The sequence below is a fragment of the Neomegalonema perideroedes DSM 15528 genome (assembly GCF_000374145.1).
GTDB classification, from domain to species: Bacteria; Pseudomonadota; Alphaproteobacteria; order Rhodobacterales; family Rhodobacteraceae; genus Neomegalonema; species Neomegalonema perideroedes.
This window is the reverse complement of record NZ_KB893653.1, coordinates 1,152,452-1,171,563: the sequence shown is the minus strand read 5'-3', so window position 1 is coordinate 1,171,563 and position 19,112 is coordinate 1,152,452. Positions and strand designations below refer to the sequence as shown.

Here is a 19,112-nt window from a genome sequence, read left to right as displayed (position 1 = left end):
AAACCCCCGCCTTCGCAGGAAGGCGGGGGTTTTCATCGCGGATCAGGCCGAGCGTCGCCGCGCGCCGAAGGTCTTTTCATAAAGCTCGGGAATGTCGTGCGGGGAGAAGAGCTTCACCCCCGTGGCCTCGGCCAGAGCCCGCGCGCTCGGCGTGAAGGCGGCGTTGGACATGACCGCCGCCGCGTCCACGCCATGGAAGGCCTTGCCCGCATGGGCCTCCTGAACCGCCTTATTGCCGATGGGCGATTTATAGAGCTTGCATTGCACGCCGAGCGTCTTGCCGTTGCGGCGGGCGATGACGTCCAGCCCCTGATCCCCGGAGCCGGGCGTGGTCTGCGCCTTCCAGCCGAAGCCGGATAAAGCCTCCGCCACCCAAGCCTCGAAGGCGTGGCCGTCGCCCGGCAGGGCCTCGGGGTCGAAAGAGGGCCTGCGCGGCTCTTTTTTGCGCGCCGACAGCCGCCCGGAGACCAGAGCCGAAGCCTCGGCGCGGTCGATGAGCGCGAAATCGAGCTTCACGCTGGCGAAGAACTCCTCCAACGCCTCGGGGGTCTTGTCGGAGGTCACGGCGCCATAGTCGTTGCGTTTGACCGCCCGCGCCAGATTGCGCGTCAGAGCGGCGCGATGGCGGTCGGCCTCGGCGAGGAGGCGCGCGCGCTCGGCGCTTTTGCGGGCCTCCAGAGACTCGCGGCGTCCGCGCCGCCCCCAGAGCCAAGCCCAAAGCGGACTCAGAGCCGCCGCCGCCATGCCGAGGAGGCTCAGACCGAGCCACAGAGCGTCAGGACCGAGGCCCCGCCCCCGCGCCATGCTCGCGGCGAGGGCGCAGATCAGGCCCAAAAGCGCGATCCGAAACATGGTCCTGACGAAAAGGCTGAGCCTGCTCCACATCCGCCCCTGAGCTGAAAGCTCCCCCTAGAGCATTTTCCAGCGAAGCCGACCAGACTTCGCATCGTGAAAATGCGACCACATCAAAGCTCGGAGCGTTTTGAACGATCCGAGAGGATCGGAAAGCGCTCTGAAAGCCGCGTTGAAGCCGCATCCTGCCTGAAAGGCGTTAAAGATCCGCGCCCCGCCCGTCTGAAGCCCGCCCCCCCTGAAGCCCGCCCATGAAAAAGGCGGAGGCCGAAGCCCCCGCCCGATCTTCGCTGCTCGTCAGAAGACGCCTCAGAGCGGCTGGAAGCGCGCCAGAAGCACCCCGCCCGCTCCGAGCAGGTCCATCTCGCCCTGAGGAGAGATGCGATAGCCGCTGGTCAGGTTCAGAGCCGTGAAATAGCGCTCTTCCTCTTCGGAGCGGCCGCAGGCGCGCGGATCGGCGCCCACGCCGTCCACGGTCAGAGCGCCGCCCGCGCCCTCCGTGAAGTCGAAGCTATAGGGGCTGCAGGGGCCGGAGCCGCCTGCGAAATTCTCGGCGCCGTCGAAATGCAGCTCCACGCCCGGCGCGACCGGCTGGCCGCGCAGCATGGCCAGACGCCAGGAGCTGCCCGCGATTCCCGTCGCGCTCGGCATGGCCGGGGCGCGCGGCGCGGCGGCGGGCTGCTGAGGCGTCGCGGCCGCCGTCCGGGCGGCGGGCGCAGGAGCGGGCGCGGCGGGCCGGGCGGCGGGGGTCGGACGCCGGACGGGGCTCTGGCGGGGCGTGGGAGAGGCGGAGGGCGCGCCCGTGGCGCCTTCGCGCGAGACGGGGCCGGCGCTGCGCGCGGGAGCGGGCGCCGGGGCCGCGCCGGGCGAGACCGCCGCGAGGCCGCCGCTATACTCCAGCCCGACCACCTCGCTCGGATCGATGCCCTGACGGCGCAGAGCCTCGGCCAGAGCCGGATCCATCTGCGGCGCGCCGCCCATCTGCGGCGGCGCCGCAGGACGCGGCGCGGGCGGCGTCTGAGGAGCGCGGGCGCCGCCGGGAGCGGCGTCGCGGGGCGAGGCCACAGGCGCCATGCCCCGCGAGACGGGCGGCGTCAAAGCGGCCATGGGGCCGGGCGCGGGAGCCGGAGCGGCGCCCGGAGAAACCGCCGCGAGGCCGCCGTCGTACTCCAGCCCGACCACCTCGCTCGGATCGATGCCCTGACGGCGTAGAGCCTCGGCCAGAGCCGGATCCATCTGCGGCGCGCCGCCGCCCATTTGCGGCGCGGCCGAAAGCGCCGGGGCCGGAGCGGCGGGCGGGAAGTTCATCGGCGAGGGCGTCGGCGCGGCCTCGGGAGGACGCGGCCCGACATAGGCGACCTGCGGCGGGCCCGACAACCGGGGACGAGGCTGCGGCGTCGCGGTCTGCGCCGGCGGAGGCGAGGACGCGGGCGCCTGAACCATGGGCTGAGGCGCGACGGGCGCGACCGGGAAAGGCGCGGCGGTCTGAACGGGGGCCTGAAGCTGGGGCTGAGCGGGCGGCGTCGCGTGATAGAGGGGCTGCGCGCCGGGATTCGGAATCTGCAAAGGCGGCGCATAGACCACCCCCGCCCCCGGAGGCGTCCCGAAGCCCGCCACCACGGAGGGCGCGACCGGCGCGATGGTCCCGTCGGGATAGCGCACGAAATATTGCGGTTCGTCGGCGGGCGGCGGCGCGGAGGCTCCCGCGAAAGGATCGACGCCGCCTTGCGCGCAGCCGCTGAGAATCGTGGCGGCGGCGAGCGCCAGCAATCGAACGTTCTTCATCGTCAAACCTTATTCTCCGGAGCCTCGCGTGCTGAACGCAGCTAAACCTTACTTACGGCGCATATGCAAGACGCGCAGGGGAGATTTGATCTCAAGTCGCTGATTTCCGTGGCCTTGCGGCCCCGAAACTCTCCTCCTGCGACGAAAGTCGACGCGGCTTTCTCCATATCTGCGAAAGAATCTTTCTTCACTTCCTGCGCCTCAGGGGACATGTTGCTTTCGCAGCGCCGAAGCGGCGCCCCATCGCAGCCCCTTCGCCCGAGCTTCCCCAGACTCCCCCAGACTCCTGAGGATATTCATGAGCTTTCTCGTTCAGCCCCCCTCGCCCGCGCGCCCGAATCGCTGTCAGCTTTTCGCGCCCGGCTCGCGGCCCGAGCTTTTCGCCAAAGCCGCCCAGAGCGCCGCCGACGTGATCACCCTCGATCTTGAGGATTCCGTCGCGCCCAACGACAAGCCCGCCGCCCGCGAGGCGATCATCAAGGCGGTCTCCGAAATCGACTGGGGGACCAAGACGCTCTCGGTGCGCATCAATGGTCTGGACACGCCTTTCTGGCACCGCGACGCCGTGGAGCTGATCGCCCGCGCGGGCGAGCGCCTCGACATGATCATGCTGCCCAAGGCGGGCAACGCCAAGGACATCTACGCGCTGGACGCGGTGGTCTCGGGCGTCGAAGCCGAGATCGGCCGCAAGCGCCGCGTGGAGCTCGAAGCCATCATCGAGACCGCCGCCGGATCCGCCAACGTGCTGGAGATCGCGGGCGCAAGCCCCCGCCTGAAGGCGCTGCATTTCGGCGTGGCCGATTACGCGGCCTCGATGGGGATGCAGATCACCGGCATCGGCGGCACCCAGAGCGGCTACGGCATGCTCGCCCCCGCCGAGACGGAAGGCGCGCGCGGCTTCTTCTTCGCCGATCCCTGGCACGACCCCATCACGCGCATGGTCGCCGCCTGCCGGACCTACGGCCTTCTCCCCGTGGACGGCCCCTTCGGCGATTTCTCGGATTCCGACGGCTATCGCGCTCAGGCGACCCGCTCGGCGACGCTCGGCTGCGTGGGCAAATGGGCGATCCATCCGAAACAGGTGGCCATCGCCAACGAAGTCTTCACCCCCTCGGAGGCGATCCATAATCAGGCGAAGCGCATCCTCGCCGCCATGGAGGAGGCCGCCCGCCAAGGCCAAGGCGCCGCCACCCTCGACGGCAAGCTGATCGACATCGCTTCCGCGCGTCAGGCTCAGGTGATCGTGCGGCAGATGGCCGTGATCCGGGGCGAGGCGGTTTAAGCTTCTCCGGCTTGATCAGGAAGGCGCGGGCGGGCAGGATGCCCCTCGCGCCTTTTCCTTGTCTGGCGCAGGCTTCAGGGAGCAGGCGATGGGCGAGCTTTCACATCAGGATTGGGCCTCCGCCAAAGCCCCGGATCTGGCGGCCTTTCAGGCCATCGCCGACCGGGTTTTCGCGGAATTGCCGGAGATCTTCCGCGAGGCTTGCCGCAAGGCGGGCGTGGTCTCGCGCATCGCCGATTTCCCCGACGACGAAACGCTGGAGACCATGGAGGCCGAAAGCGAATTCGATCTTCTCGGGCTTTTCCACGGCGTCGGGCTGCCTCAGGGCGGGGCGGCGCCGCATACGGGAGCCTCGCCTAATCTGATCTGGCTCTATCGGCGGCCCATCCTCGATTACTGGGCCGAGCATGACGAAACCTTAGGCGACGTCATCGCCCATGTGCTGATCCATGAGATCGGCCATCACCTCGGCTTCTCCGACGACGACATGGAGGCCATAGAAGCCGCCGCCGGAGATTGATCCGGTCATGAAGCCGAAATGAAAAAGCCGGACCTCCTCGCGGAGGCCCGGCCGATCTTCCTCGTCCGAAGCGGAAAGCCTCAGGAGGCGGCCTTGTTATGGGCGCGGATCTCCTCGGCGCGGGCCTTGTCATAGGCCACGCCTTTGGCTTCGAGCAGCTGGTCCAGCTCGCCGGAGAGGGTCATCTCAGTCACGATGTCGGCGCCGCCGACGAACTCGCCCTTCACGTAAAGCTGGGGGATGGTCGGCCAATCGGCGTAATCCTTGATCCCCTGACGCATCTCGTTGCTCTGAAGGACGTTCACGTCCTTAAACTCCACCCCGAGATATTGCAGGATCTGGGCGACCTTCGCCGAAAAGCCGCATTGCGGCATGGTCTTGACGCCCTTCATGAACAGAACGACGTCGTTGCCCTTCACGATTTCCTCGATCTGGGCGAGGGCGGGATTCTCCGACATGCCGGAATTCCTTGATCTGGCGGCGCCTTCGGGCGTCCGCGGGGATGTCTCGGCCGCGCCCTTACGAGGCGGCGGCGGGGGGCGCGCTGGTCTGCAGCGCGAGCGCGTGAAGCTCGCCGCCCATCTTGCCCTTGAGCGCCGCATAGACCAGCTGATGCTGCTGCACGCGGTTCAGGCCGCGGAACTCCTCGGCCTCGATGGTGGCGGCGTAATGATCTCCGTCTCCGGCGAGATCCTGAATCTCGATCCGGGCCGTCGGAAAAGCCTCCCGAAGCAAAGCTTCGATGTCAGCGGCCTGCATCGCCATGATTCCCTCCTCGCGCGGCGTCCATCGCCTGAAGCTAGGCCCCGGAGCGCCGCTTTTCAAGCGCCCCTCCTGCAGGGGAGGCTCAGCGCCCGGTCAGAATCATGCGGTCGCCCTGAACGTGATAGCCCTGAAGGCGGTTCAGCACGCTCTGACCCAGCAAAGGCGTCTCCAGAGCCCCCGGCTGCGCGACCGTCGCCCGCAGATCGCGCATGGAGATCGGCCCGAGGGTCAGAGATTCGAGCACCACGGGCGCGGCTTTGGTCACGCCGTTGGCGGTGCGGATGTCGATGACGTAGGCGAGGCGGCTGGTGGAGATCCCGAGCGCCTCCGCATCCTCATAGGGAATGGCGACGCTGGTCGCGCCCGTGTCGACCATCATGCGCAGCGGCATGCCGTTGACGCGGGCCTCCACATGGAAATGACCGTCGCGCTCTTTGATCAGCGTCACCTGACGGGCGCCCGAGCCGGGATCCTCCATGCCCGAGATTCTGGCGAACTCCGCCGCGTCGCGGGCGGCGCGGCTGCCGGTCACGAGATTATAGCCCAGCATGAGCGCCCCGAAGATCCCCACCCAAATCAGCGCCATGAGGGCCGTGCTTCTCCCGCCCTCGCCGCGCGAACGACGATTGCGCCCCCAAGCGAAGACGAAGAGCCCCAAAAAGCCCAGAAGCGCGACCATCCGCACGATGTTGTCCGGATTCGACAGGACCGCAGGATCGCGCCGCGACAGCCAAAAGAGAACCAGCCCGAAGATCACGAGCAAAAAGACGCGGTTGGCGGTCATGAAGGCTCCTCAGAGGCGGTTCGGGCGGGCGCGGTTCAGAATCTCCAGCCGCTTCAGCGCCTGCGCGCCGAGCCGCGCCTTGCGCTCGGGCAGAGCCTTCATCAAGGCGCGCCGGGCCTCCGACGCAAGCCCTCCCCAGGCGACGATCTCGTCGATGCTCCTCAGGCAGCCGACGCAAAGCCCCGAATCCGCGTCCATCACGCAGATGTTCACGCAGGGGCTTTCCGGATTCAGCGCCATAAGTCCTCCTCGTCGGGGTCTTCCTCCGAGTCTGCGGCGGCGAAGCGCTCCAGAACCTCCAGCCGGTCCAGAGCGCCTTGCAGGATATAGGCCGCCGCCAGCCGATCCACCACGGCGGCGCGTTTGCCGCGCGTGAGGTCGGCCTCCAGCATGGCGCGCTCCACGGCGGCGGTGGAGAGGCGTTCGTCCCAAAAGGCCATGGGCAGAGGCAGAATCGCCGCCAGATTCCGCGCGAAGGCCCGCACCGACTGCACGCGCGGCCCCTCGGTTCCGTCCATGTTCAGCGGCAGGCCCAGCACGATCCCGCAGACGCCCCGCGCCTTGGCGAACTCCGCCAGACGCGCCGCGTCCTCCGAGAATTTCCCCCGCCGGATGGTCTCGACGGCGGCGGAGGCGCGGCGCGAATCGTCGGAGATCGCCACGCCGATGGTCTTGGTGCCGGGGTCCAGCCCGAGCAGAGGCCCGCGCGGCGGCAGAAGCTCGGCGAGCTCCTCCATGGTCATGGGCATGGTCATGGGCATGGCCATGAGGCGCGGAGCCGGGGATTTGGGCGCGTCGCTCATCGGGCGGACTCCCGGTCGGCGGCGGCGAGGCGCGCGAGGGCGGTTGAATCTCCCGCGAAGACGGCGCGGGCCGAGGTCAAAGCGGCGCGGCGCTCCTCTTCGCGGCCGAGGACGCCCCAAGCGGAGATCAGGCGGATCCAGCCTTCGAGATTCCGGGGCTCCTCCTCCAGCCGCGCGGCGAGGCCCTCCACCATGCCCTCGATCATGGCGGCGCGGTCCTCGGCGCTCATGGCCTCGGCGGCGGCGACCTCCTGAGCCGAAGGCGCGGGCGCGAAATCGACGCCCTCCAGCAGCCCCATGGCGATCTCTTGGGCGCGGCGCGGATCCTCCGCCCCCTCCAGAGCCAGAAGCCGCAGGCCCCGCGCGAAAGCGGCCTCGGCGGGAGCCTCGCGCAGAGCGGCGGCCATGGCGGAATCGGCCTCCGGCGAGAGATAGCCCCCCGCCGCCAGAACCATGGCGCCCGCCGCCTGCGCCCTCAAGGCGGCGGCTTCGGCGGGCTCCCCGGTCAGATCGGCCAAAGCCAGATAGGCGGGCCAGCTCTCCTGAAAATGGCCGAGCCGCGATCCGAAGCCAGCCAAAAGCCGCAAGCCCTGCGGATCTTTCGGATTCTTCGCCACGGCCGCGCGCAATTGGGCGTAAAGCTCAGGGAGAGAGGGCTCGCCTGCGGGCGGCGCAGGCGGGGCCGGAACCCGAAGCCGCGCGCCCCGCGCCTCGGCGAGGCTCTCGGCCTGCACTTGGCTCAGCCTGCCGCCCGCCGCGCCTAAAGCCGCCAACAGGGCGCCTTCCGGCCCGCGTCCGGCCAAGGGCTGATCGGGCAGGCCCGGCGCGCCGATCTTGGCGTAGACTCCGCCCGCCGTCGCAAGAATTCCCGCCCCGAGCAGAAGCGCGAGCCAAGGCGCGCCTCGACGCGGCGCGGCCTCGGGCGCCTGAGAGGCGACGGCGTCGGCCTTCAAAAGGCGTCGGGACAACTCCGTCCGAGCGGCGGCGGCGTCCTCCGGCGCGACGATCCCGCGCGTCTGATCGCGGGCGATTTCGGCGATCTGCGCCTTGAGCGCCTGAGCCTCATGAGCGGCGCGCGGCGGCGGGGCGCTCCGGGCGCGCAGCAGGGCCGCCAAAGGCCAGGCCAAAGCCAGAGCGGTCAAAATCAAGGCGGGAAGCCAGAAGCTCACGAGCGTTTTCCCCCGGATCGCGAATGTGCAGGGGGAAGCTAGAGATTCGCGCCGCAAGGGGCAAGGCCGCCGCCCTGCGCCCATGGTCGCAAGCCCGCGAGCGGGCCTGTCAGATCTCCAGCACGATCTTGCCGACGTGCTGCGAGCTCTCCATGCGCCGATGGGCGTCGGCGGCGCGCTCCAGCGGGAAGACGGAATCCACCACGGGCCGCAAATGCCCCGACTCCACCAGAGGCCAGACATATTCCCGCAGAGCCTCGGCGATCCCGGCCTTATCCTCGTCGCTGCGGATGCGCAGAGTCGAGCCGGTGATGGTCAGGCGCTTGAGCATCACCGGCAGGAAGTCGAACTCCATGCGCGAGCCCGCCTGATAGGCGATGTTGACGATGCGTCCGTCGCGGGCCGCCGCCTTGACGTTGCGCGGCAGATAATCGCCGCCCACCATGTCGAGGATCACATGCGCGCCGCGTCCGCCGGTGAAGGCTTTGACCTCCTCCACGAAATCCCGCTCGTTGTAATTGATCGCCAGATCCGCCCCGAGCTGAAGGCAGGCGGCGCATTTCTCCGCGGTTCCGGCGGTGGCGATCACCTGAGCCCCGAAGGCTTTCGCCATCTGAATGGCCGTCACGCCGATTCCGCTGGTTCCGCCATGCACGAGCAGAGTCTCGCCCTCGGCGAGCTGACCCCGCTCGAAGACGTTGGTCCAGACCGTGAAGCAGGCCTCCGGCAGAGCGGCGGCCTGAACCATGCTCAGCCCGCGCGGCAGAGGCAGAACGGCGCCTTCATGGACCGCCGCGTAATCGGCGTAGCCGCCGCCCGAGACCAGAGCGCAGACCCGCTCGCCTTGCCGCACCTTCGTCACCAGAGGCCCGACCTCGAAGACGCGTCCGGCCACTTCGAGGCCCGGAATGTCCGTCACGCCCGGCGGCGGCGGATAACGGCCTTCGCGCTGAAGCACGTCGGCGCGGTTGACCCCCGCCGCCTCCACGGCGATCAGCACCTCATGCGGTCCGACCATGGGCTGCGGACGACCGCTGACCACCAGCGCCTCCGGGCCTCCCGGAATGCGGATCTCGGCGGCGCGCATCAGCTCGGACATAGGGGGCGGTCTCCTCAATGAGATTTACGCTGAACGTCTAAACGAAAAAGCCTTACCCGATCCTGAAAGACCGGGTAAGGCCGAATCCGCGCCTGAGGCGAGGCTCAGAGTCCGAGCGCCCTCAGAAACTCCGGCGTGAGATCGCCGCGCGGCGGCAGACCCGCCGAAGCCGAAGCCGCCGCGATGGCCGTCGCCGTGCGCTGGCCCATGCGGCCGTCGGCGGGGCCGACGTCGTAGCCGAGCTGCGCGAGGCGGCTCTGAACGCGCTGAAGCTGAGGATCGACGGCGGCCGCAGGGGCGGCGGCCGGAAGCGGCGCCCTCACCCAACGGGTTTCTTCTTGGGCTGCGCCGCGCAAGGCCCCATGGTCGCCCGGCGAACGCACCGGCGCCATGCCGCCGCCCGGATGGGCGGGCGCATAGCCCGGCTGGGGCGCGTAAGGCTGGGGGGCGTAGCCGGGTTGCGGGGCGTAGACGGGGGCTCCGGGCGTCGGCTGAGGAACCGGCGCGGTCAGCCAGCGGTCGCCGCTGAGGGCGGGCGGCTGCGGATAGGGCTGAGGCTGCGGCGTCCAGACGGGCGCGGGCGCCAGAGGCGGCGGCGAAGTCATGGGGCCGGCGGTCAGGATCGGCGCGGCCGGAACGGGAGCTGAAACGGGGGCCGCCACGCCCGCGACGCGCCGCAGGCGGTTCAGCAGATCCGCCGTGGCGTAGCCGTCGGCGGGCAGGTTCTGAGCCCGCTGGAAGGCGCGCAGAGCCTCCTGCGTGCCGGAGCCGAGGCGTCCGTCCACGCCCTTGGGGTCATGGCCCAGAGCCAGAAGCAGGCGCTGGAATTCTTCGATCTCGGCGCGCGAGAGCGGCTTGTCGCCCTCCGGCCAGACGGCCCGCAAAGGCCCGCCGCCTTTGATGCGGTCGGCCAGATGCGCCACCGCGAGGGCGTAGCTCGTGGCGTTGTTGTAGCGGCGGATCACGCCGAAATTCGGGAAGATCATGAAGGCCGGGCCGCGCGCCCCCGCAGGCTGGATCACCGAGGCCTCGGAGATATTCGGCAAAGGCGCGCCGCTCAGCGGACGCACGCCCAGACGCGCCCAGTCCACGGTGCTTTTCTTCACGGAATCGCGCAATTCGGAGGGGTCGAGATTCGGCGGGACCGAGACTTCCATGAAGACCGGCTCGCCGGTGCGCCATTTGCTCTTCGCGAGGTAATTCGCCGTGGAGGCCACGGCGTCGCTCGGATCGGCGCCCCAGAGGTCGCGCTTGCCGTCGCCGGTGAAGTCCACGGCGTAGGCGGTGAAGCTGGTCGGGATGAACTGGGTGTGGCCCATGGCCCCCGCCCAGGAGCCTTTCATGCGCTCCGGGGTGATGTCGCCGCTGGCGAGGATCTTCAGCGCCTCCATGAGCTGTCCGCGCGCCCAATCGGCGCGGCGCCCGTCGAAGGCCAGAGTCGCCAGAGATTCGATCACGGAGTAATTGCCGTAATTCGAGCCGAAATTGGACTCCACGCCCCAGATGGCGACGGCCACCGCAGGGTCCACGCCATAGGTCTGGTTGATCCGGCGCAGGGTCAGGTCGAGGGCGGCGTAGTTCTCGCGGCCCTTCGTGACGCGGGCGTCGGTGACCATATTGCCGAGATAGGTCCAGATCGGCGTGGTGAATTCGGCTTGGCGGCCGTCCAGCTCGATCACGCGGGCGTTGAGCGTCACGCCCTGAAAGGCGCGCTCGACGATCTGCGGCGGGATTCCCGCCGCCACCGCCTCGCGTTTGAAATTCGCGACCCAGACCGCGAATTCGGCCTGTTTCTGCGGCGTCACGGGCGGAGTCGTCGCGGTCGCCTGAGCGGCGGCCTCGGAGGGCGCCAAGGCGGCGCCTCCGGTCAAGAGGGCGAGGGCCGCAAGGCCGCTCATCAGGGGGTGGGCGCGTCTGCTCATAACGCCTCTCCTTGGAATTTCGGTCATCAGTCTAGCGCGGAGCGCCGCCGCAAAGGCAGGCGCCGATAGCTGCGGGGCGTTCCGATCCGGTCTATGGCGTCGCGCAGCGGCTCGGCGGCCACGGCCATATGATGGCCGTTGGCGTGGATCAGCCCGCGCGGGCTGGTCAGAATCCCCACATGGCCCGGCCAGAAGACGAGATCCCCCCGTCTCAGCTTCTCGCCGGATTCCAGAGCCCGCCCGAGGGCGGCCTCCTGAAGGTCGGAATCGCGGGGAGCGTCCATGCCCGCCATGGCCAGCGCCATCTGCGCCAGCCCGGAGCAATCGACGCCCGCCGCCGTGCGGCCGCCCCAAAGATAGGGCGCGCCCAGAAATCCATAAGCCGAGAGCACGTAATCGGGCTCATAGGCGTCAAGCGCGGCCAGATGGACCTGCGGAATCCACAATCCGTCCGCGAGTTCGGCGAAGGCGTTCTCGACCCGCCCCGTCAGCGCCACCCGCGCCAGACGCGGCAAGGCTCCGACCGGATAGCATCTCGCCTTGGGCAGAGGATAAAGATGGGTGGTGGCGGCGGTCACCTTATGGGTCGGCTCCGGAACCTCGGCGGCCGAGAGAAACCCCGCTGCGGGCGCGTAGCCGACGTAGCCGTCCACGCCGGAGCGGCCCCAGACCCAACCGTTCTTATCCTCGTAGACCTCGAAGGGCTCGCCGTAGAGCACCATGCTGTCCAGCGGCGCCGAGGCGTCGGGAACCCGCGTCAGAGCCGCGAAAGGCCCGAGCAGAATCCGCTTCTCGCCCTCGGCGAAGCGCGCGGCCTCGACTTTCCCTTTGAGCCACGACGCCGCCAGATCAGGGCGGGCGGGCGTGAGCCGGGGATCGAATTTCGGCGTGGTCTTGACCAAGGCGGCGCTCCTAGAAGCCATAGCGTTTCGCCAACGCGCCGTAAACGGCGCGCGCTCCCTGCTGCTCGCCGCCCATCGGGCGGCCCGGACGGGCCTTGGGGGTCCAGCCGTAAATGTCGAGATGCGCCCAAGCCTCGGCGCGCTTGACGAAGCGCTTGAGGAACAAGGCCGCCGTGACCGCTCCGGCGAAGCCGCCGCCGGGCGCGTTGTTGAGGTCGGCCACCGGCGAGACGAGATCCGTCTCATAGCCCGGCCAGAGCGGCATCCGCCACAGCGGATCCGCCAGAGCCGAACCCGCCGCCAGAAGCTCCGAAGCCAGAGCCTCGTCGTCGGTGAAGAGCGGCGGCAGCTGCGGCCCGAGCGCCACCCGCGCCGCGCCGGTGAGGGTCGCGAAGTCGACGAGGATCTGCGGCGCTTCGGAATCGGCTTCGGTCAGGGCGTCGGCGAGGATCAGGCGGCCTTCGGCGTCGGTGTTGCCGATCTCCACCGTCAGGCCCGCGCGCGAGTTCAGCACGTCGCCGGGACGGAAGGCCGAAGCGCTGATGCTGTTCTCGACGATGGGCAGCAGAACCCGCAGCCGGATGGGCGCCTTCGCCTCCATGAGGCTCTGCGCGAGGCTGAGCGCCGCCGCCGCGCCGCCCATGTCCTTCTTCATCAGGAGCATGTTCGAGGAGGGCTTGACGTCCAAACCGCCGGTGTCGAAGCAGACGCCCTTCCCGACCAGCGTGACCTTCGGCGCGCCGGGATCGCCCCAACGGATGTCGACGAGGCGCGGCGCCTGAGGCCCCGCCCGGCCCACGGCGTGGATCAGGGGATAATTCGCGGTCAGCAGGTCGTCGCCGAGGAGGATGGAGATCTCCGCTCCGGCGGCTTGGGCGACGGCGCGGGCCTCGGCCTCCAGAGCCTCGGGGCCGAGGTCGTTGGCCGGGCGGTTGATCAGGTCGCGGGCGAGGAAGGCGCTTTCGGCCAGGCGGCGGATCTTCGCCGCGTCGATCCCCGCAGGCGCGAGCAGCCGCGCCGGAGCCCGGTCCGAAGGCCGGTAGCGCGTGAATTTATAGGAGCCCAGCAGCCAGCCCAAAGCCGCCGCCTCCAGATCCTCGGGCTTCTCCAGCCCTTCAAGGCGCCAGACCCCTTCCGGCAAGCCCCAAGGCGCCGCGCCGAAGGCCAGAGGCTCGGCGAGCCGCGCCCCTGCGCCCAAGCCGAAGAGCGCGCCCTCCAGACCGCCTTGCGCGTCGGGCAAAGTCAGGATCGCGCCCTCGCGCGCCGTGAAGCCCGAAGCCGCCGCCCATGCGCCTCCGCGCGGACGCCCCTCGATCCACTCCAAAATCCCCGCAGGAGTCAGCGCGCGCAGAGGCCGGGCGGCCTGAGCTTCGGATTCCGGAGCGAAATCGACCTGAGCCCTCAAGGACTCGGGAGGAACGGGATTCAGAGGAATATCGGGGGATCGCATCGTCAAAGCCTCCTGCGGCGCGCCTCCAACCCATACGCGGGACGGACTGCGAGCGCCAGCTTTGCTTCCGCGGCAGAAGGAGGGGAAGGCCCCTCCGCGCAGGATCCTGACCGGAATCGCGCGGCCTCTTCGCGGCGGGGCGCCCTTTGGGAAGCGGACGTTAAAACTCTGTTGACCCGCTTGCGGGATGCTGCGCGCGTCGGGAGGCGCTGTCAGCCTTCGCGCCGTCTTGAGGAGTCTTCATATGACCCGCGCCGCCTCCGCCGCGTCCTTCGTCGCCGCCCGCGCCCTCGCGTCGGTTCTCGGCGCGGCGCTGTCGCTGGGCGGCTGCTCCTCGATGGAGCGCGCCTTCGGCGGCGGCTCGGCGAGTTCGCCGGTGGCCAACAAGCCCCCGAGCCTCGGATTCATGAGTTCGACCCCGCGTCCGAATTTCGATCAGGACGTCGCCTCGCAGCTCAATCCCGCCGCGCCGAACGACCCTCTGGTCTATCTTCAGGAGGCCGCCGAGGAGGCGACCAAGGCCAAACAATCCCTCGCGGCGGCGACTCATTGGTCCTCCATCACGCGGGCCCAGCCCGAGAACATGGAGGCGACCTATCAGCTCGGACGCCATCTGCGGCTTCTCGGACGCAACGAAGAAGCGGAGCGCGCCTTGCGCGTCGGCCTGAGATCCAGCCCGCAAGATCCCCGCTTCGCGCAGGAGCTGGGCAAGACCCTCGCCGCCGACGGGCGCCCCGAGGAGGCCGTGGCCATTCTGGAGCAGGCCCTCGCTCAGGGACAAGACGGCCCGGATCTGCGCTCGGCCCTCGGCGCGGCCTATGACTACGCCGGACGCCATGAGGAGGCCCGCCGCCATCATGAGCGCGCCATGGCCCTCGCGCCCCATGACGCGGCGGTTCTGAACAACGCCGGGCTCTCGCAAGCCATGAACGGGGATCTCGCCGGGGCCGAGAAGACCTTGCGGACCGCCCTCGGCGCCCCGGACGCCGACACGCGGGTGCGGCAGAATCTGGCGCTGGTGCTGAGCCTTCAGGGCGATTCCGCCGGCGCCGAGCGGCTTTTGCGCCGCGACCTGCCCCGCGCCGACGCGGACCGGACCCTCGCCTTCTACCGCAGCCTCGTGGATCAGCCCGACGCCTGGGGCGCCATCCGCCGCAGCAACTGACGGTCTTCGGCGGACGCCTTCCGAAAGAAGCTCCGCCCAGAAGCTCCCCCCAGAATCTCCGCCAGAAGCTCCGCCAGAAGATCCGTCGACGGAAATTCGGCCTGACTTCACCTCCTGTTCAAGACTCCCCTCCTAATCTCGGGGACCAGACCCGCAACCAACGCGGGCCGGGGAGAATCTCGTGCCGCATCGCATCTCCGTTCAGGGCCTTCGCATCGATCCGGAGCTGCACGCCTTCGTCGAACGCGAAGCCCTGCCCGGCTCCGGCGCCTCCTCGCGGGACTTCTGGCTCGGATTGGCGCGGCTGGCGCGCGACTTCGGCCCGAGACGCCTCCGGCTGCTGGAGCGCCGCGCCGAGCTTCAGGAGAAGCTGGATCTCTGGATGCGCGCCCATCGGGACGCGCCGCTCGACGAGGCGGAGCATGCGGCCTTCCTCGTCTCCATCGGCTATCTGGAGCCCGAAGAGCCGCATTTCGAAATCTCGCCCGCCGGGGTGGATCCCGAAATGGCCAAAATCGCGGCGCCCCATTTCATCGGCCCCCTCGACGACGCCGCGAATCTGCTGCGCGGGGCCAACGCCCGCTGGGGCGGAATCCTGCGCCTCCTCCACGACACGGACGCCGTCTCGCCCGCCCCCTCCCCCGCCCTATCCGGCGAGGCTCCTTCCGAGGCCCCCCTCGATCCTGAGCGTCTGGCGCGGGCGCGGAGCTGGCTGCGCGGCTTCCTCGACGAAATCGCGCCTCTGACGCTCGGGAGCCACGCCGAAGCCCGGCGCTACTGGATCGGCCCGGAGGAGGAGTTGCGCGTCGCTCTGGCCGACGGCCGCGAGACGGGGCTCGCCGATCCGGGCCGGGGGCTCGGCTGGATCGGCCCGCCCGAGAACCCGGAGGCGCTGCTCCTGAAGAACAACGGCCTGCATGTGGAGATGCGCTTCGACGCCGAATCCCCCATGGCCGCCGGAGACCCCGCCGGGCTCTCGGATCTCGTTCTGGAAAGCGCGCTGACGGCCTTCGGCGATCTGGAGGACCATTGCTGCGCCGTGGACGCCAAAGACAAGCTCAAGGCCTATCGCAATTGGCTGGCGCTCTCGCAGGGACGGCTGGAGGCGGCGACGCCCTCCGGCGAGCGCCTGACTCTGGCCCCGGACCGCTTTTGGAGCCTCCCCGGCGGCGCGCGGCTGCGGCTGAAGGGGCGGAGTCTGGCCATGGCGCGGCTCTCGGGCCTCAACCCGACTTCGCCCGCCGTCCTCTTGTCCGGCGGGGCCGAGATCCCCGAGATCATGCTCGACGCGATGATCGTCGCGCTCTGCGGCGCCCATGACCTGCCGCATCTGCGCGGAGAGCGGGACGTCCGCAACAGCGAAACGGGCTCGATCTATCTCGGCCTGCCCAAGCTCCACGCCCCCGAGGAATGCGCCCTCGCCGCCGAGATCTTCGAGCGCGTGGAGGAATGCCTGCGCCTGCCGCCTCTGACGCTGAAGGCCGGGCTGATGGTCGAGGAGCGGCGGCTGAGCCTGAATCTGAAATCGGCGCTGCGGCCCTTGCGGCGGCGGCTGGCCTTCATGAGCTCCGGGCTGATGGACCGCTGCGCCGCCGAGATCCGCGCCTCCACCGAGGCGGGGCCGGTCGCGCGGCTGGCCAGGCTGAAGACCCTCGGCTGGCGGCGGGCCTATGAGCGGCATATCGTCGACATGGCCGTGGAGGTCGGATTCAACGGGCGCGCCAAAGTCGAGCGCTCCGGCTGGTCGCGGCCGCGACGCATGACTCAGCTGCTCTTCTGGCGCATCGCCGAGGCCGGAGGCGGCGGCGCCACCGCCATGACCTGCTTTTCCCCGCGCACCGCCACGCTCATGGCGACGCAATATCACCGGGTCGATTCCCGCGCGCGCCAAACGACCCTCGGCGTGCTCGGGCGCCGCGCCCTGCTCGGGGAGATGCTCCAGCCGCCGCTGCTGGCCCCGGAGGACGCGCCGAGCCCCGAGGAGATCCGCGCGGAGGCCGAAGACAACGCCTTCACGCTGCTCTCCTATCTCGACGGCTGGCTCCGCGAAGGGACCGCCTTCGCGCTGCGCGCCACGGCGGATCATGAGGAATGCTTCGAGGATCTCGCCGTGCAGCGGCTCTGCGCGCTGCATCTGGCGAATTGGCTGGCCCACGGCCTGATCTCGGAGGCGGATCTTCAGGCGGCGCTGGATCAGGCCGAGGCTCGTCTGCGCCGCGTCCTCCCGCCCCGGAGCCTCCCGCAGGACGGCGGGCTCGCGCCCGCCCGCGAGGCCGCTCTGGAGACGATCCGCGAAGCCCGCTCCGACCCCGACGGCTACGCCTGGGCGCGTCTGCGCCGTCGGCGCCGGGCCCTCAAGGCGGCGCGCGGCGAATCTCCCGCCGCCCCCGGCCTGAAGACGCCCGCCCCGCTCTGACAAGAGGCCCCTCGGGCCGCGCGGCTCGCGGATTTTCTCCGCTTCGGAGAGCCGGCGCGCCTTGCGAATCGCGTCTCTCGCGCGCAACATGGGGAAAAATGGACGATTTACGTTCAAGCGCCGTTGCATCCCCGCCGGAATTCTTCCAAAACTGTTAAGCAGAAGCCCTACGGGCTTTTTCTGGGGGGAAAGGGCCGCGCGCCCTTCCCGGCGCGGTCTCGCCGACCGTCGATCTTGGGAGATGAAGAGATGAAGAAGCTTATGGCTCCGGCCGTGGTCGTCCTGCTGGCGACCTCCGTGGCGGGCTGCTCGACCATCCGCGGCTGGTGGGCCGACGACAAGCCCGCTCCGCGTCCGGCCCCCGCCGCCGCGGTGCTGGCTCCGCCGCCCGCTCCGGCGGCTCCCGCGCCCGTTCCTCCGCCGCCGCCCCCGCCGCCCGTGGCCGTCGCTCCGGCTCCGGCGCCGGTCGTCCAGCCGCCTCCGGCGGTCACCGCCGCCGCCGCTTATTGCGTCGAGGCGGGCGGCACGGTGGTCGGCTCGCTGATCTATCAGGCCGGCGACGCCCGTCCGGCTTGTCAGGTCGGCTCCAGCGATTGGGATCTTGAGGATTTCCGCCGCTACGACGTGGCCGCCCGTCTGCGCGCCAACGCCTCCTGAGGCGCTTCGGCCCGGGCCTCGTCGTCCGGGCTTTTCGGAAGACGGAGCGCCCCCTGACCGGGAGGCGCTCCGGATTCGGCCCCGGGAGCGCTTCGGCGCCGCGCTGCGGCGAAACCGCGCCCGCCGAGGCTTGCGGTTGCGCCGCGCCCGAACATTACAAATATTTCGCGTTTGATTTTCGGGATTGCCCTATGCGGCCCGCCGGGGCATCCCTTGCAGGTAAGTTTTCATCCGGTTCATCTTCCCGACCGAAGGATTCGTCATGAGGCACAAGACTTCTCTGACCGCTCTGATGTGCGGCGCCCTGCTGATCGGCGCCGCGCCTGCGAAAGCTCAGGACGGCTCGCTGACGGGCCTCGTCGTCGACGCCGCCAAGACCGCCGCCGTCGATGCGGCCTCGAATGCGGTTTCGGGCGTCGTCTCCAGCGGCGCCGAGGCCGTGGGCCTGCCGTTCGCCGCCGCTCCGGTCGCGGCCCCAGTCGTCGCTCCCGTCGTCGCCGACCCCTTCACGGCGGCCGTCGAGAGCCTGCTTCAGCCCGCCGCGCCCGTCGTCGCCGCGGCTCCGGCGCCCGCGCCGGTCGTCGAGCAGGCCGCCGCGCCCGCGCCGGTCGCCCCGGCCTCCAACGTCCTGAGCCCCGCCGAGCTTGAGGCGATCATCGCCCAGCCCGCGCCCGTCGCCGCCCCGGCCCCTGCGCCTGCGGCCGCGCCGGTCGAGACCGTCGCCGCCCCCGTTCCGGCTCCTGCGCCTGTCGCGGCTCCGGTCGTCGCGGTTCAGGCCCCGGCGCCCGCCCCGGCGCCCTTCGTCTCCTCGCTCCCGGACGTCACCTTCAATCTCGGCTCCGCGCCGGTCGCTGCGGCCCCGGTCCCCGCGCCGGTCGAGGCCGTCGCGGCCCCCGCCCCGGTCCAGTTCGAGGCGCTTGTCGTTCCCGCGCCGGTCGAGGCTGTCGCGGCGCCCGCTCCGGCCTCCCCTGCTCCGGCCTCCAACGTCCTGAGCCCCGCCGAGCTTGAGGCGATCATCGCCCAGCCCGCGCCTGCGGCCGCTCCGGTCGAAGCCGTCGCGGCCCCGGCTCCGACCTTCCTGCCGGTCCCGGTCCCCGCGCCCGTCGCGGCGGCTCCGGTCGCCATCCCGACGCCCGCCCCCGCCGACGCCTTTTCGGGCGTGGCCACCGGCGCCCCGACTCCGGTGACTCCGCTGGTCGCGGCGCCCGCCCCGGCTCCGGCTCCCAACGCGGTCGAGCGCGCCTTCGAGGCCGTCGCCGCGCCGGTGGAGCACGCCGTGGAGGCGGTCGCCAAACCCGTCGAGCACGCCGTCGAGGCTGTGGCCGCTCCGGTCGAAGCCGCCGCCGGACGTCTTTTCGCGCCGGTTCAGACCGCCGTGGACTCCGCGCTCGGAATTCCGGCTCCGGCCAACTGAGCCTTCCGCATCCGGGACCTCAAGCATTCAGGGCGGCCTTCGGGCCGCCCTTCTTCGTTTCGTCGCGCCGGTTTCGCCCCAGCTTCATGGAGGGGGGTCTAAAACTTTCCTCGCCCTAGGCCGATGC

At 70.2% G+C, this 19,112-nt stretch carries 18 protein-coding genes; 6 read left to right on the top strand and 12 right to left on the bottom strand.

The window, feature by feature from the left end; genetic code table 11:
• Nucleotides 1-42: 42 nt before the first annotated feature.
• Together B161_RS18655 and B161_RS0105570 are read right to left on the bottom strand one after the other, a co-directional pair.
• A complete protein-coding gene (locus B161_RS18655) occupies nucleotides 43-852 on the bottom strand; it encodes a restriction endonuclease (protein ID WP_157755541.1) in 810 nt (269 codons plus the stop codon).
• Nucleotides 853-1,161: 309 nt separating this feature from the next.
• Nucleotides 1,162-2,637 carry an META domain-containing protein gene (locus B161_RS0105570; RefSeq protein ID WP_157755540.1) on the bottom strand — a complete coding sequence of 492 codons (1,476 nt, stop codon included), beginning with the start codon at nucleotides 2,635-2,637 and terminating at the stop codon, nucleotides 1,162-1,164.
• Nucleotides 2,638-2,935: 298 nt separating this feature from the next.
• On the opposite strand from B161_RS0105570, the gene B161_RS0105565 reads away from it, so the two are divergent.
• The gene (locus B161_RS0105565) at nucleotides 2,936-3,919 is read left to right on the top strand and encodes an HpcH/HpaI aldolase/citrate lyase family protein (protein WP_018632386.1); all 984 of its coding nucleotides are present in this window, start codon (nucleotides 2,936-2,938) and stop codon (nucleotides 3,917-3,919) included.
• Nucleotides 3,920-4,007: 88 nt separating this feature from the next.
• On the top strand, nucleotides 4,008-4,439 hold the full coding sequence (locus B161_RS0105560) for a metallopeptidase family protein (RefSeq protein ID WP_018632385.1): 432 nt from the start codon (nucleotides 4,008-4,010) through the stop codon (nucleotides 4,437-4,439).
• Nucleotides 4,440-4,519: 80 nt separating this feature from the next.
• Here the strand turns inward: B161_RS0105560 and grxD are convergent, their stop codons facing one another.
• The 10 genes from grxD to B161_RS0105510 form a co-directional block, all read right to left on the bottom strand.
• A complete protein-coding gene (grxD, locus tag B161_RS0105555; RefSeq protein WP_018632384.1) occupies nucleotides 4,520-4,897 on the bottom strand; it encodes a Grx4 family monothiol glutaredoxin in 378 nt (125 codons plus the stop codon).
• Nucleotides 4,898-4,958: 61 nt separating this feature from the next.
• Nucleotides 4,959-5,204 (bottom strand): BolA/IbaG family iron-sulfur metabolism protein, encoded by a 246-nt coding sequence (locus B161_RS0105550; protein WP_018632383.1) that lies wholly within the window; start codon nucleotides 5,202-5,204, stop codon nucleotides 4,959-4,961.
• 82 nt (nucleotides 5,205-5,286) lie between these two features.
• Complete coding sequence (locus B161_RS16910; RefSeq protein ID WP_018632382.1) at nucleotides 5,287-5,988, bottom strand: retropepsin-like aspartic protease family protein; 702 nt, start codon at nucleotides 5,986-5,988, stop codon at nucleotides 5,287-5,289.
• A 9-nt stretch (nucleotides 5,989-5,997) separates the two neighbouring features.
• Complete coding sequence (locus B161_RS0105540) at nucleotides 5,998-6,228, bottom strand: DUF1289 domain-containing protein (protein WP_018632381.1); 231 nt, start codon at nucleotides 6,226-6,228, stop codon at nucleotides 5,998-6,000.
• A complete protein-coding gene (gene ruvX, locus B161_RS16905) occupies nucleotides 6,219-6,737 on the bottom strand; it encodes a Holliday junction resolvase RuvX (protein ID WP_040789381.1) in 519 nt (172 codons plus the stop codon). Before ruvX ends, B161_RS0105540 begins: the two co-directional genes overlap by 10 nt.
• A 50-nt stretch (nucleotides 6,738-6,787) precedes the next feature.
• Entirely contained in the window at nucleotides 6,788-7,960 is a 1,173-nt protein-coding gene (gene ccmI, locus B161_RS0105530) for a c-type cytochrome biogenesis protein CcmI (protein WP_018632379.1), read from the bottom strand.
• Nucleotides 7,961-8,069: 109 nt separating this feature from the next.
• Nucleotides 8,070-9,059, bottom strand: coding sequence for an NAD(P)H-quinone oxidoreductase (locus B161_RS0105525; protein ID WP_018632378.1), 990 nt, complete (start codon nucleotides 9,057-9,059; stop codon nucleotides 8,070-8,072).
• Nucleotides 9,060-9,163: 104 nt separating this feature from the next.
• Complete coding sequence (locus B161_RS16900) at nucleotides 9,164-10,981, bottom strand: lytic murein transglycosylase (protein ID WP_169338269.1); 1,818 nt, start codon at nucleotides 10,979-10,981, stop codon at nucleotides 9,164-9,166.
• Between the two features lie 26 nt (nucleotides 10,982-11,007).
• A complete protein-coding gene (locus B161_RS0105515) occupies nucleotides 11,008-11,883 on the bottom strand; it encodes a C40 family peptidase (RefSeq protein WP_018632376.1) in 876 nt (291 codons plus the stop codon).
• A 10-nt stretch (nucleotides 11,884-11,893) separates the two neighbouring features.
• Nucleotides 11,894-13,333, bottom strand: coding sequence for a leucyl aminopeptidase family protein (locus tag B161_RS0105510; protein WP_018632375.1), 1,440 nt, complete (start codon nucleotides 13,331-13,333; stop codon nucleotides 11,894-11,896).
• Nucleotides 13,334-13,577: 244 nt separating this feature from the next.
• On the opposite strand from B161_RS0105510, the gene B161_RS18650 reads away from it, so the two are divergent.
• The 4 genes from B161_RS18650 (at nucleotide 13,578) to B161_RS18645 (ending at nucleotide 18,985) form a co-directional block, all read left to right on the top strand.
• Nucleotides 13,578-14,498, top strand: coding sequence for a tetratricopeptide repeat protein (locus B161_RS18650; protein WP_018632374.1), 921 nt, complete (start codon nucleotides 13,578-13,580; stop codon nucleotides 14,496-14,498).
• A 181-nt stretch (nucleotides 14,499-14,679) separates the two neighbouring features.
• The gene (locus B161_RS0105500) at nucleotides 14,680-16,914 is read left to right on the top strand and encodes an aldolase/citrate lyase/malate synthase family protein (RefSeq protein ID WP_018632373.1); all 2,235 of its coding nucleotides are present in this window, start codon (nucleotides 14,680-14,682) and stop codon (nucleotides 16,912-16,914) included.
• Nucleotides 16,915-17,163: 249 nt separating this feature from the next.
• On the top strand, nucleotides 17,164-17,571 hold the full coding sequence (locus tag B161_RS0105495) for a hypothetical protein (protein ID WP_157755539.1): 408 nt from the start codon (nucleotides 17,164-17,166) through the stop codon (nucleotides 17,569-17,571).
• A 262-nt stretch (nucleotides 17,572-17,833) separates the two neighbouring features.
• Nucleotides 17,834-18,985 (top strand): hypothetical protein, encoded by a 1,152-nt coding sequence (locus tag B161_RS18645; protein ID WP_018632372.1) that lies wholly within the window; start codon nucleotides 17,834-17,836, stop codon nucleotides 18,983-18,985.
• The last annotated feature ends 127 nt before the right edge of the window (nucleotides 18,986-19,112 follow it).